At 62.2% G+C, this 15,553-nt stretch carries 16 protein-coding genes; 4 read left to right on the top strand and 12 right to left on the bottom strand.

Translation table 11 applies throughout. From position 1 onward, the window contains the following. Nucleotides 1-230 precede the first annotated feature (230 nt). The 3 genes from AC0L18_RS15825 to AC0L18_RS15835 all read right to left on the bottom strand — a co-directional run bounded on the left by AC0L18_RS15825 (nt 231) and on the right by AC0L18_RS15835 (nt 1,899). A complete protein-coding gene (locus AC0L18_RS15825; RefSeq protein WP_473493200.1) occupies nt 231-587 on the bottom strand; it encodes a VOC family protein in 357 nt (118 codons plus the stop codon). Nucleotides 588-616: 29 nt separating this feature from the next. Next, the gene (locus AC0L18_RS15830; protein WP_473493201.1) at nt 617-1,015 is read right to left on the bottom strand and encodes an SRPBCC family protein; all 399 of its coding nucleotides are present in this window, start codon (nt 1,013-1,015) and stop codon (nt 617-619) included. A 68-nt stretch (nt 1,016-1,083) separates the two neighbouring features. Further along, the gene (locus AC0L18_RS15835) at nt 1,084-1,899 is read right to left on the bottom strand and encodes a helix-turn-helix domain-containing protein (RefSeq protein ID WP_473493202.1); all 816 of its coding nucleotides are present in this window, start codon (nt 1,897-1,899) and stop codon (nt 1,084-1,086) included. A gap of 317 nt (nt 1,900-2,216) precedes the next feature. Between AC0L18_RS15835 and AC0L18_RS15840 the strand changes: the two genes are divergently transcribed. Further along, nucleotides 2,217-2,903 (top strand): TerC family protein, encoded by a 687-nt coding sequence (locus AC0L18_RS15840; RefSeq protein ID WP_023801832.1) that lies wholly within the window; start codon nt 2,217-2,219, stop codon nt 2,901-2,903. A gap of 193 nt (nt 2,904-3,096) precedes the next feature. Further along, a complete protein-coding gene (gene rimO, locus AC0L18_RS15845) occupies nt 3,097-4,410 on the top strand; it encodes a 30S ribosomal protein S12 methylthiotransferase RimO (RefSeq protein ID WP_473493203.1) in 1,314 nt (437 codons plus the stop codon). 172 nt (nt 4,411-4,582) lie between these two features. Here rimO and AC0L18_RS15850 read toward each other — a convergent pair whose 3' ends face one another. The 8 genes from AC0L18_RS15850 to AC0L18_RS15885 form a co-directional block, all read right to left on the bottom strand. After that, entirely contained in the window at nt 4,583-5,650 is a 1,068-nt protein-coding gene (locus tag AC0L18_RS15850; protein WP_473493204.1) for a BMP family ABC transporter substrate-binding protein, read from the bottom strand. A gap of 52 nt (nt 5,651-5,702) precedes the next feature. Continuing rightward, entirely contained in the window at nt 5,703-6,623 is a 921-nt protein-coding gene (locus AC0L18_RS15855) for an ABC transporter permease (protein WP_027151731.1), read from the bottom strand. Then, entirely contained in the window at nt 6,623-7,735 is a 1,113-nt protein-coding gene (locus tag AC0L18_RS15860; RefSeq protein WP_473493205.1) for an ABC transporter permease, read from the bottom strand. Before AC0L18_RS15860 ends, AC0L18_RS15855 begins: the two co-directional genes overlap by 1 nt. Further along, nucleotides 7,732-9,309 (bottom strand): ABC transporter ATP-binding protein, encoded by a 1,578-nt coding sequence (locus AC0L18_RS15865; protein ID WP_473493206.1) that lies wholly within the window; start codon nt 9,307-9,309, stop codon nt 7,732-7,734. Before AC0L18_RS15865 ends, AC0L18_RS15860 begins: the two co-directional genes overlap by 4 nt. A gap of 229 nt (nt 9,310-9,538) precedes the next feature. Continuing rightward, nucleotides 9,539-10,516: a quinone oxidoreductase family protein gene (locus tag AC0L18_RS15870; RefSeq protein ID WP_473493207.1), complete on the bottom strand. Its 978-nt coding sequence runs from the start codon at nt 10,514-10,516 to the stop codon at nt 9,539-9,541. Between the two features lie 34 nt (nt 10,517-10,550). Then, the gene (gene pcsA / locus AC0L18_RS15875) at nt 10,551-11,387 is read right to left on the bottom strand and encodes a phosphatidylcholine synthase (RefSeq protein ID WP_473493208.1); all 837 of its coding nucleotides are present in this window, start codon (nt 11,385-11,387) and stop codon (nt 10,551-10,553) included. Continuing rightward, nucleotides 11,384-11,998 carry a DUF1326 domain-containing protein gene (locus AC0L18_RS15880; protein ID WP_023801840.1) on the bottom strand — a complete coding sequence of 205 codons (615 nt, stop codon included), beginning with the start codon at nt 11,996-11,998 and terminating at the stop codon, nt 11,384-11,386. Before AC0L18_RS15880 ends, pcsA begins: the two co-directional genes overlap by 4 nt. Nucleotides 11,999-12,010: 12 nt before the next feature. Next, on the bottom strand, nt 12,011-12,949 hold the full coding sequence (locus AC0L18_RS15885; protein WP_473493209.1) for a DUF2182 domain-containing protein: 939 nt from the start codon (nt 12,947-12,949) through the stop codon (nt 12,011-12,013). A 62-nt stretch (nt 12,950-13,011) separates the two neighbouring features. Between AC0L18_RS15885 and AC0L18_RS15890 the strand changes: the two genes are divergently transcribed. Both AC0L18_RS15890 and hspQ read left to right on the top strand, forming a co-directional pair. Continuing rightward, on the top strand, nt 13,012-14,223 hold the full coding sequence (locus AC0L18_RS15890; RefSeq protein WP_473493210.1) for a UbiH/UbiF family hydroxylase: 1,212 nt from the start codon (nt 13,012-13,014) through the stop codon (nt 14,221-14,223). Nucleotides 14,224-14,423: 200 nt separating this feature from the next. Then, complete coding sequence (gene hspQ, locus AC0L18_RS15895) at nt 14,424-14,747, top strand: heat shock protein HspQ (RefSeq protein WP_023801843.1); 324 nt, start codon at nt 14,424-14,426, stop codon at nt 14,745-14,747. A gap of 152 nt (nt 14,748-14,899) precedes the next feature. Here the strand turns inward: hspQ and AC0L18_RS15900 are convergent, their stop codons facing one another. Beyond that, nucleotides 14,900-15,529 (bottom strand): invasion associated locus B family protein, encoded by a 630-nt coding sequence (locus tag AC0L18_RS15900; protein WP_473493211.1) that lies wholly within the window; start codon nt 15,527-15,529, stop codon nt 14,900-14,902. Between the last annotated feature and the right edge of the window lie 24 nt (nt 15,530-15,553).

Consider the following 15,553-nt stretch of genomic DNA (forward strand, 5'->3'; position numbering starts at 1 on the left):
CAGCCTTATACGATGCGAAAATGATTTGTTACAACAGCAGTGGCAGGCATCTCCAAAAGGGTTCAGCGCAGGCCACCAGCCGCGCAATCGGATCGTGGCCCGCCCGGCCAGTGTTCAATCTCCGCGGCTGACGCCAAGAGCGGCATTAAGTCCGATGGGCTCGCCTAAACCATTCGGCCCCACACCATTCGATAGAGGCGCCGGGCTCGGCTCGGCGCCCCCTCACCTCTTCACTTATCCGACCACACCGCCAGCTCGTAGCCGTCGGGATCGGAGAAGTGGAAGCGGCGGCCGCCCGGGAAGGAATAGGCGGGCTTGACGATCTTTCCGCCGGCTTCCTCGACATGGCGCTGGGTCTCGTCGAGCTTATCAGCATAAAGGATCACCAGCGGCCCGCCTGCCGCCTTGCCCTGGCCGCCCAGAGCGAAGCCGCCGGTCAGGCGGCCGTCGTTGAACTCGCAATAGCTCGGCCCGTAGTCCTTGAAGGACCAGCCGAAGGCCTTTCCGTAGAAGTCGCGCGAGCGCGCGATGTCGCTGACGGAAAACTCGACATAATCGATGCGCTTGTCGTTGCTGGAGTTGGCCATGATCTTCTCCTTTCGCGATTTGTGGACGCTCAGCGTTCGAACATTGCCTTCATGGTGTTGAGGTCGCGCTGCACGGCCTCGGCGTCGGCAGCGAATATCTCCTGCGTCATGTCCGGCGTCCTCAACAGCACGAACATGACCTCCGCGCCGGTCCCATTGGCAACCACGCGCACCGCATTGCGGGTTTCCTTGCCATCGGCAAAGACGATGTGATCGAGGACGCCGTATTCGTTTGGCCGGGAGAAGCGGATGCGGATGGGCCGGCCGTCGGGGTCCTCCGCAGTCCATTCCTCGCCCGACCTTTCGAAGCGCCTGCCGAGGCCTGCTGCCCAGCGCTGGAAATTCTCAGGGATGGAGGCGAAGTCGTAGACTTCGCGCCAGTCCCGGTCGATGGACACGGTGATGATGCGGGATTTGTAGATCGTCATATCTGCCTCCTTTCAACGAAGGCAGACTAGGCGGAGTTGGCGGTGGCGTATTGAACGAAACGGCCAGCTCAGGCGCCGAGCTGCCACAAAACCGTCGCCGGCGAGAATCCCGACAGGCGCCGCACCTCGCGCGTCAGATGCGCCTGGTCGGAATAGCCCGCCTCGAATGCAAGATCGGCCAGGCGCGGCCCGGCAGACTGCCGCGCCAAGTTCAGGAACCGCTGGAAGCGGAGAATGCGGTCGAGCGTCTTCGGGCCATAGCCGAAAGCCTCCTGGCAGCGGCGGCGCAGCGTTCGCGGGCTGACGTCGAGCCGGTCGAGGATCACCGCCATGCCCGGACCGGCGGATTCGGTTTTCAGCGCGTTGAAGGCAAATCCCATGTCCGCAGGCGGCGGCTCGACATCCGGCGCAAGCCTGCAGAGTGCCGCTTGCATCGCCCGCATCCGCTCCATCGTCGAGGACGCCTCGCCAATTTTTTCGGCGATTTCGCGCGCCAGCGCTCCCCAGAAGTGGCTGAGCGCCACCCGGCCGCCGACGATTTCCGACATCGGCAGGCCGAGCCACCGGCTTGCCGCACCCGGTCGGAAGCGGGCGCCGATCACCGTAGAGCCAGGTGTCAGCGCAGAGAGGGCAACCGCCACGTCGGGGCCTGCCACGACCAGATCGCCGTCGATCCAGGTGATGTCGACGCAGCCGTCGGGGACCACGGCCGACAGGCTCGCCGCGTCCGGTCGCAATGCCGCGTCCGCTCGCAATGAATTGGACCAGGCACACTGGAAATGCCCTTCGAGTGCGGCCGCAGGATCGAACTCGCGGTATTCCCCGATTGCCCCGGAAAGGATTGGTGCCCCGGAAAGGACGGGTGTGTTGTCGTCAGACGTCACGAGCCTCTCCTGTGAGGAACACTTTAGGCATCGTACTCTTCGGTCCCCGAAATCTATTGCGGTGGCGGTGCGCTTCAACCCTCCTCTGCGCTTCAATCCCTCGTTTGAGGCCTGCACTGTGAACTGGCGTCTGCGGTGCAATGCGTCCTGACGACCGGGGCGTCGTTCGATTGGCAGCTTTCACCGGCTGCTGGCGATGTCGCCCGCGATAGGCAGTTTGCCGTCTTTATCGCCATGGAGCCTTGACGCACGGGAACCATACACGTTAGGGCGTCCGGGCACGAACGATTGGCGACCAAGCAAGGAAATTCCAGCTGATGGAAATTTTTACCGCCGCCGGCCTCGCGGCCCTGCTCCAGGTCATTGCCATCGACCTTGTGCTTGCCGGCGACAATGCCATCGTCATCGGCCTTGCTGCGGCGGGCCTGCCGTCGGATCAGCGCAAGAAGGCGATTCTCGTCGGCATTGCGGCGGCCACCGTCCTTCGCATCTTCTTCGCTCTGATCACCCAGTGGCTTCTCACCATCGGCCCCATTCTCCTCATAGCCGGCGGCCTGCTGCTGCTTTGGGTGTGCTGGAAGATGTGGCGCGAGTTGCGTGTTAGCTACGAGCAGGAACATGACGCGACGGAAGCGTTGTCGAATGTCGATTATGACAAAAGCGGGACGATTGGCGGCAAGGGGCCGCGCAAGACCTTCGCTCAGGCAGCCTGGCAGATCGTCATTGCCGACGTTTCGATGTCTCTCGACAACGTCCTTGCAGTCGCCGGCGCGGCGATGGACCATCCGACGGTCCTGATCATCGGCTTGGCGCTGTCGATTGCGCTGATGGGCTTCGCCGCTTCGTTTGTCGCTCGCCTCCTGCATAAGTACCGCTGGATCGCCTATATCGGCCTGGTGATCATTTTCTATGTCGCCGTGAAGATGCTTCTGGATGGTGCTGTGCAGCAGTGGCCCGAACAGTTTGCGTTCTTGGCGCCCTGGTTCGGGCCGGGCGGTCATTGAAACCTGAGCAGTGCCGGTCTTAGCAGTGCAGGCGCGCCCGAGGCGCTAAGCCATTCGTCGGTTTGCCTGATTGAGGAACTATGCTATTGCGCCGTGCAAATTGAGCTTCTGCGAAAGTTCAAAAGATCAACACGCATCGAGACTTCCGGGCCGGGCCTAAGGGTTTCCGGCCCGCGTCCATTGGAAACCGCAAATGTCCGCCCCTCGCGTCAGTTTCGTCAGCCTTGGATGCCCGAAAGCCCTCGTGGACTCGGAGCGCATCATCACCCGCCTGCGCGCGGAGGGCTATGAGATCGCGCGCAAGCATGACGGCGCCGATCTGGTCGTCGTCAACACCTGCGGCTTTCTCGATTCGGCTCGCGATGAATCGCTCAACGCCATCGGCTCCGCCCTTTCGGAGAACGGCAGGGTCATCGTCACCGGCTGTCTCGGCGCCGAACCGGACGTCATCCGCGAAAAACATCCCAACGTTCTCGCCATCACCGGTCCGCAGGCCTACGAGAGCGTGATGGCTGCCGTGCATGAAGCCGCGCCCCCGAGCCACGATCCCTATGTCGACCTTTTGCCGCCGCAAGGCGTCAAGCTCACGCCGCGCCACTATGCCTATCTCAAGATTTCGGAGGGCTGCAACAACCGCTGCACCTTCTGCATCATCCCGGCGCTGCGCGGCGATCTCGTCTCGCGGCCGGCGGCCGACGTGCTGCGCGAGGCCGAGAAACTGGCCAAGGCCGGCGTCAAGGAAATCCTGGTCATCTCGCAGGACACCAGCGCCTACGGCATCGACATCAAATACCAGACCAGCATGTTCGGCGATCGCGAAGTGCGGGCCAAATTCCTCGATCTGTCGGAGGAACTCGGCAAGTTCGGCGTCTGGGTACGCATGCACTATGTCTACCCCTACCCGCATGTCGCCGATATTATCCCGCTGATGGCCGAAGGAAAGATCCTTCCCTATCTGGACATCCCGTTCCAGCACGCCTCGCCGCGAGTGCTGAAGAACATGCGCCGGCCCGCCCATGGCGAAAAGACGCTCGACCGTATTCGCGGCTGGCGCGAAATCTGTCCGGATCTGGCGATCCGCTCCACCTTCATCGTCGGCTTCCCCGGCGAGACGGACGACGATTTCGAGATGCTGCTCGACTGGCTGGACGAAGCCAGGATCGACCGCGCCGGCTGCTTCAAATACGAGCCGGTCAGGGGCGCCCGCTCCAACGACCTCGGCCTCGAACAGGTTCCGCAGGAAATCAAGGAGGCGCGCTGGCACCGTTTCATGCAGCGCCAGCAGAAGATCTCGGCGACGCAACTCGCCAGGAAGGTCGGCAAGCGTCTGCCAGTGCTGATCGACGAGGCGCATGGCACCTCGGCGAAGGGCCGCACCAAATACGACGCACCCGAAATCGACGGCTCGGTGCATATCCAGTCGCGGCGTCCGTTGCGCGCCGGCGATGTCGTCACCGTCAAGATCGACCGTGCCGACGCTTACGATCTTTACGGCTCAGCGGTCTGACCGCATCGCGCACTACGGCGCCGCGTCCTTTCGGGCGGCAAAGGACGCCGCATAACACCTGATTTTGCGCATGGCCCTTCCGGAAATCGATCCCGATTTCGGGCTCTTGCTATGCTAAACGAAAGGGCGCCGCACGGCGCCCTTCCTGTCAAGATTTTGGCCCAGCTTGCGCTTACTGCGGCAGCTTGTCGTCGACGCCCTTGACGTAGAAGTTCATGCCGAGCAGCGTCGGGTCGTCGGCGACCTCGCCTTCCTTCAGCCACGGCGTGCCGTCCTGCTTGGCGATCGGCCCGGTGAACGGGTTCCATCCTTCGACGATCTTCTTCTCGGTGGCTTCCGCCATCGCCTTCACGTCGTCGGGCATGTTGGTGTAAGGGGCCATTTTAACGGCGCCGTCCTTGATGCCCAGCCAGACATTGCCGGGTTTCCATGTGCCGTCGAGCGCGGCCTTCACCCGGCCGATATAGTACGGGCCCCAATCGTCGACGATCGAGGTCAACTGCGCCTTGGGGGCGAACTTGATCATGTCAGAAGACTGGCCGAAGCCCTGCAGTCCGCGCTCTTCGGCGACTTGCAGGGCAGCGGTCGAGTCGGTGTGCTGGACGATGATGTCGGCACCCTGGTCGAACAGAGCCTTGGCGGCATCGGCTTCCTTGCCCGGATCGAACCATGAATTGATCCAGACGATCTTCGCCTTGAAATCCGGCTTGATCGACTGGGCGCCGAGCATGAAGGAATTGATACCCATCACCACCTCGGGAATCGGGAACGAAACGATGTAGCCGGCGACGCCCGACTTCGATTGCTTGGCGGCGATCTGGCCGAGGATGTAGCGGCCTTCGTAGAAGCGTGCGTTGTAGATGCCAAGGTTTTCTGATGTCTTGTAGCCGGTCGCGTGTTCGAACATCACGTCGGGGAATTTTTTGGCGACCTTTACTTCGGGGTCCATGAAGCCGAAGGACGTGCCGAAAATGATCTTGCATCCTTCGCGCGCCAGGCGCTCGAAGGCACGATCGGCATCGGGACCCTCGGAGACGTTCTCCAGATAAGCGGTTTCGACCTTGTCGCCGAGCGCCTTCTCCACTTCCAGGCGGCCCTGGTCATGCTGGTACGAATAGCCGAAATCGCCAATCGGTCCGGTATAGACCCAACAGGCTTTCAGCTTTTCCTGCGCTTCGGCGGTCGCCGCCAGCGACAATGCCGCCGCCGCGGTCATCAGCGCAATAAGCAGTTTTTTCATCGTGTTACCTCTCTGAGTTAAGCCTTGGAGCTTCCCGTTTGTCTTTTTATCGTCAGCGATCCGGAACGAATGGCTGCCCCAAGGAAGCCGGTGTGTTCATCATCGTCAAACGCTTGTTGCGCGAGATTAGAACGAGAACCACGATGGTTGCCAGATAGGGCAACGAAGAAAGCAGTTGCGAGGGAACCGGAATGCCAAAAGCCTGTGCATGAAGCTGGCCGATCCAGACCGCGCCGAAGATATAGGCGCCCGCCAGCACCCGCCATGGCCGCCATGATGCGAACACGACCAGCGCCAGCGCGATCCAGCCGCGTCCGGCGGTCATGTTCTCCACCCATTGCGGCGTATAGACCAGCGACAGGTGCCCTCCGGCAAGGCCCGCACAGGCGCCGCCGAAGATCACCGCCAGGTAGCGGTAGCGGATGACCTCGATGCCAAGCGCATGGGCCGATGTGTGGCTGTCGCCGATCGAGCGCAGCGTCAGCCCGGTGCGGGTCTTGAACAGGAACCACATGACGGCGGCGGTCAATGCAATCGAGATGTAGAAGATCGGGTCCTGGCCGAACAGCAACCTGCCGATGACGGGCATCGCCGTCAGGCCGGGAATGTCGAGGTTTGGCAGCCTCGCGCCGGGCTGGCCGACAAAGCTGGTGCCCATCATGCCGGAAAGCCCCAGGCCGAGCAGTGTCAGCGACAGGCCGGTCGCCACCTGGTTGGTGGCCAGCGACAAGGTCATGACGGCGAACAGCAGTGAAAACACCGCACCCAGGGCGATCGCCGCCAACAACCCGATCCATGGCGATCCGGTGAGATAGCCGGCGCCGAAACCGCCGACCGCCCCCATGATCATCATGCCTTCGACGCCGAGATTGAGCACGCCGGAACGTTCGACCACCAGCTCGCCAATCGCCGCGATCAGCAAAGGCGTCGCCGCGGTTGCGATGGTCAAAAGAATGTTGACGGTGATGTCCATCAGCGGGCCTCCTCCAGCTTCGGCGCGGCTTCAAGCGTCGGCGCAGCCAGGCCGATTAGACGAATGCGGTAGTGAATGAGCGTGTCGCAGCCGAGCACGAAGAACAGGAGCATGCCCTGGAACACGCGCGCCACCTTGTCGGAGATGCCGAGCGCGCTTTGCACCGCCTCGCCGCCAAGATAGGTCAGCGCCAGCACCAGGCCCGCCGCGACAATGCCTAATGGATTGAGCCGGCCGAGGAACGCCACGATGATGGCGGCAAAGCCGTAGCCGGGCGAAATCACCGGCTGCAGCTGGCCGATGGCGCCGGAGACTTCGGAGATGCCGGCAAGTCCAGCCAGTGCCCCCGACAGCATGAAGGCGAAGAACACCATCCGGTTGATGCCGAAGCCGGCGAAGCGCCCTGCCCTGGGGCTTGAGCCGAGCACGCGGACCTCAAAGCCTTTCAGCATGCGGCTCATCAGGATCCAGACCAGCACCGCCGCGACCAGCGCGAACACGAAACCCCAATTGGCACGGCCGGAGGCCGGCATCAGTTCCGGCAATATCGCCGAGTCGTTGAACTGTATCGTCTGCGGGAAATTGAAACCCTTCGGATCGCGCCACGGCCCGCGCACCAACCAGTCGAGGAACAGCTGCGCGACATAGACCAGCATCAGGCTGGTCAGGATCTCGTTGGTGTTGAAGCGCGCCTTGAGCAGGGCGGGAATGGCGGCGTAGGCGGCACCGCCGACCATGCCGAACAGCAGCATCAGCGGCAGCACCAGAGGCCCTTCAAACTGTGGAAACAGCACCGGAACGCTCGAGCCGACGATGCCGCCCAGGATGAACTGGCCTTCCGCGCCGATGTTCCAGATGTTGGCTCTGTAGCAGACCGACAGGCCTACCCCGATCAGGATGAGCGGTGCCGCCTTGATCGCCAGCTCATGCAGCTGCCAGACCTGACTGACAGGCTCGAGGAAGTAGATCTGGAACGCCTTCAAGGGATTGACGCCAAGCAGCGCGAACAGGATGGCGCCGGCAATGATCGTCAGCACGAATGCAATGAAGGGCGACAGCGCCGAGAACAGCATCGAGCGCTGCGGCCGTTTGACGAGTTCGAGGCGCATCATGACGTCTCCAGAGCGTGTTCGGCGTGGCCCGGCTCGGCCCCGCCCATTAGCAGTCCGATCTTTTCGAACGTCGCCTCGGCGATCGGCAAAGGCTTCGACAATTCGCCATTGTGCATCACCGCGATCGCGTCGGATATCTCGAACAATTCGTCGAGATCCTGGCTGATGACCAGCACTGCCGAGCCGCTGCGCGCCAATTCGATAAGCGTTTGCCTGATATGGGCGGCCGCACCGGCGTCGACGCCCCAGGTCGGCTGATTGACGACCATGACGCTTGGCCTGCGGTCGAGTTCGCGGCCGACGATGAATTTCTGCAGATTGCCGCCTGAAAGCGCTGCCGCCTCCGGGTCCGCAGCGCTCTTGCGCACATCCATCGCCTTGATGATGCGTTGGGCAGCGGCATAGATCGCATCGCTTTTGACCATTCCGCCGGCGCCGACAAACACCTTGCCGTCCGTGGCATGGCGCGACAGCAGCAGGTTTTCCGAAAGCTTCATGCGCGGTGCTGCACCGTGGCCGAGCCGCTCTTCCGGCACGAAGGCAGCGCCCATCAGCCGCCTGCCGGTGATGCTGAGGCCGCCGGCGTCCTTGCCGCGGATGCGTACCGAGGCGGCATCCTGCTGCGGCACCTCGCCGGAAACGGATTCGAAGAACTCGCCCTGGCCGTTGCCGGCGACGCCTGCAATGCCGATCACTTCGCCGGCGCGTACGGTCAGGTTGATGTTTCTGAGCGGGATCGAGAACGGCGTTGCCGGCTTGCGGCTGAGCGCGCGGATTTCAAGCAGCGGCTGCGCGGTCTCGATACCCTGGGCCGGCGCGCGCACCACGGCCTGCACGTCGTTGCCGACCATCATGCGGGCCAGCGATGCCGCGGTTTCCTTGCGCGGATTGCAATGGCCAACCACCTTGCCGTGGCGCAGCACGGTGGCGCGGTCGCAGATACGCTTGACCTCTTCCAGCCGGTGCGAAATGTAGAGGATGGACTTTCCTTCCGAGCGCAGCCGTTCGAGCGTCTCGAACAGCTTGTCGGCTTCCTGCGGCGTCAGCACCGAGGTCGGCTCGTCGAGGATGATGAGTTGCGGCGTCTGCAGCAGACAGCGGATGATCTCGATACGCTGGCGCTCACCGACCGAGAGGTCGCCGACCAGCGATTGCGGATCGAGCGGCAGGCCGTAGCTATAGGAAAGCGCCCTCGCCTTCGCGGCAATCGTGCTGATCGGCGAACCGTCGTCCAGCGACAGCGCGATGTTCTCGGCCGCAGTCAGTGCCTCGAACAGCGAAAAATGCTGGAACACCATGCCGATGCCAAGCTTCTTCGCAAAGCCGGGATTGGTGATCGTGACCGCCTGGCCGTTCCAGAAAATCTCGCCCGAATTGGGCTCCAGCGTTCCGAACAGCATTTTGACGAGCGTCGACTTGCCGGCGCCGTTCTCGCCGAGCAACGCATGGATTTCGCCTTTTGCGACGGTGAGATCGATATCGTCGCACGCTGTCAGTGTGCCGAACGTCTTGGTAAGGCCACGAACCTCAAGCAGGTTGGCGTCGTCCTGATTTGCACTCACAGTGCCTCCCATCTGGTTTGCCAGATATGTTCTGTGTTCCCGCAGGCATGGTATGCGCGGCCTGCTGTCGTCGCAAAGCGGCACCCGTCTTGAAAGAGCTTCAAGAATTTCAGCGGAAACCTAACGCATCGGCCCGAAAATCGAAATCGATTTTCGGAAAGCACGATGCGTGGATTCAAAATGTCAGAGCGTGCTTTTGTGCGTCCAAGTGGACGCACGTCGCTCAAAGCGATGGCAAGGCTCAGGGGACAAGAATGGTTGTCCCGGTCGTCCTGCGGCCTTCGAGGTCGGAATGCGCCCTGCCGGCATCCTGGAGCGCGTAACGCTGATTGATCTTGATCTTGACCGCGCCGCTGAGCACGATTTCGAACAGCGCGGCGGCGGACGCCTCCAGGTCTTCGCGCCTGGCGTTGTAGACGAACAGCGTCGGACGGGTTGCAAACAGCGAACCTTTCTGCGCCAGCAATGACATGCTGAACGGCGGGACCGGTCCCGACGATTGACCGAAGCTGGCGAACATGCCGAGCGGCCTCAGGCAGTCGAGCGAGGCCGGAAAGGTGTCGTTGCCGACCGAATCATAGACGACGTCGCACTTCTTGCCGCCGGTGATGGCGAGGACGCCGGCGACGAAGTCCTGCTCGCGGTAGTTGATGACGTGGTCGAAGCCATGCGCCCTGGCGAGCTCGATCTTGTCGGCGGAGCTGGCGGTGCCGATCACGGTTGCGCCAAGATGCTTGGCCCATTGGCCGAGGATCAGCCCGACACCGCCGGCCGCCGCGTGAAACAGGATCGTGTCGCCCGCCTTCACCTTGAAGGTACGGCGCAGCAGATATTCCGCCGTCATCCCTTTCAGCATCATGGCGGCCGCCTGTTCGTCGCTGATACCGTCCGGCACCTTGACGACGCGATCGGCCGCGATCACGCGCTGCTCGGCATAGGCGCCAGTCGTCACGGCGTAGGCGATGCGATCGCCCGGCTTCAGCCAGTCGATATCCGCGCCCACTTCCACGACCACCCCGGCCGCCTCGCTGCCGGGTATCAGCGGGAAACCGCCTGGCGGCGGGTAAAGGCCGGAGCGATGATAGACGTCGATGAAATTGAGGCCGATCGCCGTGTGCCTGACCAGGATTTGCCCCGAGCCGGGTTGGCCCGGATCGGCGTCCTCACAGGTCAGGACCTCCGGACCGCCATGGGCGTGGATGCGTATTGCTTTGGACATTGATGAGGCTCTCTTGGGACCAGACTCTATGGGATCAGGTTTTCTTGGCGCCGAGCGTTGGAAAGAGCTGCATGATACCGCCGATGCATGCGAGGTAAAGTCCGGTGACCGTGATGCCGATCTTGGTGAAGACACTCACCTGCTCGCCCAGGACGCCGATCTGGTCGTAGAAGGCGGCAAGAGCTGCCTGCGCCAGCGCCAGCGCTCCGAAAGCGCACCATAGCAGCGTCATGCCAAGGTTGATCGGTCGCAGCCGCGCCACCCGCACCGGGTGGATGAAATTGATCGGCACAAAGGTCAGGATGCCGGCCACCACGACCACGGCGAAGGAAACCCATTGTCCCGGCTCGATGACGAACAGCGTGAACACCACCATGTTCCAGACCACGGGAAACCCCTTGAAGAAATTTTCCTTGGTCTTCATCCCGGTGTCGGCATAGTAGATCGCGCTCGACACGACGATGATCGCCGCCGACAGGAACGACAGGCCCTCACCCATGAAGCCGCGCTGGTAAAGCGCGAAGGCCGGTATCAGCACATAGGTGACGTAATCGATGATGTTGTCGAGGAGTTCGCCCGACCACGTCGGCAGGATTTCCTTGACCTCGAGCTTCCTGGCGATCGGCCCGTCGATGCCGTCGACGAACAGCGCCAGCCCCAGCCACCAGAACATCGCCGTCCAGCGCTGCTCGCTCGCCGCAACCAGCGACAGGAACGCCAGGAACGAGCCCGATGCGGTCAGCAGATGGACCGAAAATGCGCGCGCCTGCGGCCATGTGACTTTCTTCTTCGGCCTCGGAATCTTGTCGGCGATTTTCCTGGCCGCGATTTTTCCGGCCGTAATTTTTCTGGCCGTTGTTTTTTTGCTCACGGGCCCCGCCAGTCCAGCTTGCAGATTTCGGCCGAGCGGCCGGCAAAATTCCAGTTGCGACCGAAGGCCCGCATCTTGCTCTTGTCGGACCTGGCGACGATGATTTCCGGTGCGATCCAGTACTCCGAATTGCTGATCACCGTATCCTTGTCGCGGTCCTTGCCGGAAATCGGCGTCACCGCTCCATCGATGATCTTCGGGATCTGGAAGATCCGCGTCCTGTCGCGCGTCTCATAAGTGATCGGCGCCTGCTCGACGCCGAGGAACTTTCCTACCAGGATGGAGAGCAGCGAGGTGGTCCCGCCAGCCTTGCCGGTGAAAATCCTGGTCAGCGCCTTTACTGCGTAGACTGAGGCGCGCTTGTCGATGAACAGTCCGGCGGTCCAGTTGCCGCGGCTCATATAGCCGGGGATTTCCATGACCAGCCCAAGATTGAGGCCGGACAGCTCGACCTCGCCGAAATGGCCGGCATCGATGCGGAACCCCGCCCAGGTCTGGCAATAGCCCTCGGTCGGCGGATGACTGCCGAGAGACAGCACGCAAGGACAAAAAACCGTGCAATTGCAGGAGAGCACCAACTCTCCTTTCATTGCCCAGCCTTGATCCGCCATAGAATTCTCTCCCTATGCCGAGACTACTAGCAGGGCGGTTGCCCAGACAAGCAGTATCGCACCGGCGATCCGGGTTGGCAGCCTGCCCGCCGTCTGTTTTTCGATCAGGGTGAACAGGCCGATCAACGCCAACCAGAACACGTTCATCACACCGACGGCGAACATCACCAGCATCAGCGCCCAGCAGCAGCCGAGGCACCAGACACCCTGCTCCATGCCGAGCCGGAAAATGCGGCCGGGCCTCGCGCTCCAGTTCGAAAACAGGATCGAGAACGGGCTTTTGCATTTTGTCAGGCAGGCTTCCTTCAGGCCGCTGAACTGGTAGAGGCCAGCAACCAGAAGCGCAGCCGCTCCTGTCGCTCCGACCACCGGATCGAGCATCTGCACAGATGAGGCGAAGGCGTGAACGATGAGCGTCAGCGCCGCAAACACTGCCGACGCAGCCAACCAAACGCTGAGGTAACCGGCGACCAGGATCAGCGGATGGACGACCGCTTCGCCCTTGATCCGCGCGGTATCGGCAATCTCGCAATAGGTGCGGATCATCGGCGCCGCCGAAGGCAGCATGGTGGCGACCGCCATCAGGAACCACATGACGATGAGCGCTCCGGCCTGCGCGCCGACGCCCCCGTCGAGCGGCGCAGGTGCAAGACAAACACTGAAGAAGCGCTCGAGAAGATCCGGCAGCGGCAGCCCCGGCAGGTACCTGAGCATCGTGTCGCCGGGTGCATCGATACCCGGAACCCGGCTTTCGGCGCCACGTATGGCCACGGCGCCAAGCAGCAGCCAGGCCAGGACGACGGCTGCGCCCAAAACGATGTTCACCGCCAGTCGAGGATTGCGCGAGACGCTCGCCGCTGCGCGGCCGAAACGGTCGAGATGACTGAAATCGTGGTCTTCGGCGGTCATGGCAATCGAATGGGCCGAATCGCCGCGTTGATCAAGCTGCATGATCTGATCTATATGCTCATCAGGTCGGACCGACCGCCTCGCATCGCAACCGGGAAGCCGAATTGGACCGTCGGGAAACAGCACGGATACTGGTGGCCGGCAGTGGCCCGGCAGGGCTGATTGCAGCGCTTGGTTTCGCAGACGCCGGCTTTCCCGTGACGCTCGTCGGTCCCGAGGCAAATGGCCAGGACGGCCGCACGACGGCCTTGATGAACCCGGCCCTGAAGATCCTCGAACGGTTGGGCGTGCTCGATGCGGTGAGGTCCCAGGGCGCACCGCTGAAGGTGATGCGCATCGTCGATGCAACCAGCCGGCTGATCCGCAGCCCGGTGGTCATTTTCCGCGCCAGCGAAATCGGCGAGGAGCAGTTCGGACTGAATTTACCCAACAGTGCGCTCAACCCCGCACTTGCCCGTGTTGTTGCCGCCCATTCCGGCATCGAATGGCGAAAAGCGATGGTAGAGACCTGGCGCCTCGAGGGCGACCATGCGCATGCGATCCTGTCTGACGGCAGCGAGATCACGGCATCGCTGGCCGTCGCTGCCGATGGCCGTCTGTCGCCGGCCCGCGAGGCTGCCGGCATCTCGACGTCGGCGCGGTCCTATCCGCAGGCGGCATTGGTTCTCAATTTCGGCCACCGCAGCGACCACGCGTTCACTTCGACCGAGTTCCACACCGAGACCGGCCCGTTCACCCAGGTTCCCCTGCCCGGCAACCGGTCGAGCCTTGTCTGGGTGGTAGAGCCGGAAACGGCGAAGGAACTCGCCGCACTGGACGACGCGGCGCTTTCGATGCGGGTCGAACAGCGGATGCAATCGATGCTGGGCCGGGTTTCCGTCGAACCCGGGCGGCAGGTCTACCAGCTTTCCGGCGTGACGCCGCGGTGCTTCGCGCGCAACCGGGTGGCACTTGTCAGCGAAGCCGCCCATGTGTTTCCGCCGATCGGCGCGCAAGGTCTCAACCTTGGTATCAGGGATATCGATGATCTGATTGGAATTACTTGCAAAAACAGGGACGACCCGGGCGCCGTCAAGGCCCTCGCAGCCTATGATTTCAAGCGCCGGCCTGACATCCTGGCGCGCAGCAATGCGGTCAACCTGCTCAACAAGTCGCTGCTCTCGCAGATGCTGCCGGCACAGATGGCGCGCAGTGCTGGCCTTGGCGTGCTCGGCGGATTCGCGCCGCTCCGCGCCTTTTTCATGCGCGAGGGGCTGCGGCCCGGCAGTGGTTTTGCAGCGCTCGCCGGCGGCTTAAGGAAACAGATCCGGCGCTAGCACCGGGCGGGTTGGCCCGTGGCTTGGCAGGGCGTCAAGCGTTGGGCATTGAATTCATGCGGCGTCTGCGCCAAATAGGTCAGGTATCAGCCATAAGTCGGGCTCGATCTTTTGAAGCGTAACGCGTAAATTCAAGGTCTTAGGGAGTCTTTGCGCATTCCAAGGGCGCGGCACTCTAGGACTTAGTGGTGAGTACCATGATGAAAACAGCCAAATTTTCGATCGGACAGGTGGTCCGCCACCGGCTGTTTCCGTTCCGCGGCATCATTTTCGATGTCGACCCGCAATTCGCCAACACCGACGAATGGTACGAGGCGATCCCGGCGGATGTGCGGCCGCGCAAGGACCAGCCCTTCTACCACTTGCTCGCCGAGAATTCGGAAACGGAATACATCGCCTATGTGTCTGAGCAGAACCTGCTCGAGGACCGGTCTGGCGAACCGGTGCGGCATCCGGAGATCGGCGAGATGTTCGACAAGAGGCCGGACGGACGCTACGAGCCGAGACGCCAGTCAAGACATTGACCTGATAAAAATTGCGGGGACCTGACGAAAATCGCGGGGACCTGACGCGATTGCGGGCCTCGTGGGATCAAGAAATGGCCGGACGGAACAAAAAAGCGGGGCATGACCCCGCTTTTTGTTGGCTTGAGAAATTGTCTTGTTTGCCTCAGGACTCAGTTGGCGGTCTTCGCCTTGTCCTGCTCTTCCTTGAGCTTCTTGGCGAAGTCCTGGTTGTTCTTGGCAACGAAATCCTGAAGCTTCTTCTGCCGATCCTCGATGTCCGACTGCTGCAGCGGCGGCCCGTCGAAGGCGCCGCTGAAGCCAGTCAGAGCGACCTTGATCGGGTTCGGCTGGTTCTGGAAATTGACTGAGGTCAGCGTCAGGTTCGAACCCTTCTTGAAGGAATTGATGAGCTGGTCGGTCAGCGGCACTTCCGCCACGCAGCGGTCGGGGAAGCAGATCACATAGTCGAGCTTCTGCGCCTTCGCGGTGTCGATCTGGAGGCCAATGCCGGGAGGAATCAGGCGACCGCTCGGAACCGTCACCTGGAACACCTTGCGGTTTACCTTGCCCTTCAATTCGATCAGGCTGACGCCGGTGACGAGCTGGCCGTTGCCGGCAGTGGTGATGTTCTGGACATTGCAGATGTCGACGTCTTCCTGCTTGGTGCAGGCTTTGAACCAGCCCTGCGGAATCTGCTGTTGCTGCTGCGCAAGAGCAGCGGGAAGCTGTGCGCCCAAAAAGCCGACCGCGCCAGCGGCCATGACCGACAGGCGGTACGCGTTGCTGTTCAGGCTCGTCATATCGTGCACTTCCTCTCAAATGAT

Source organism: Mesorhizobium sp. WSM4819 (genome assembly GCF_055811215.1).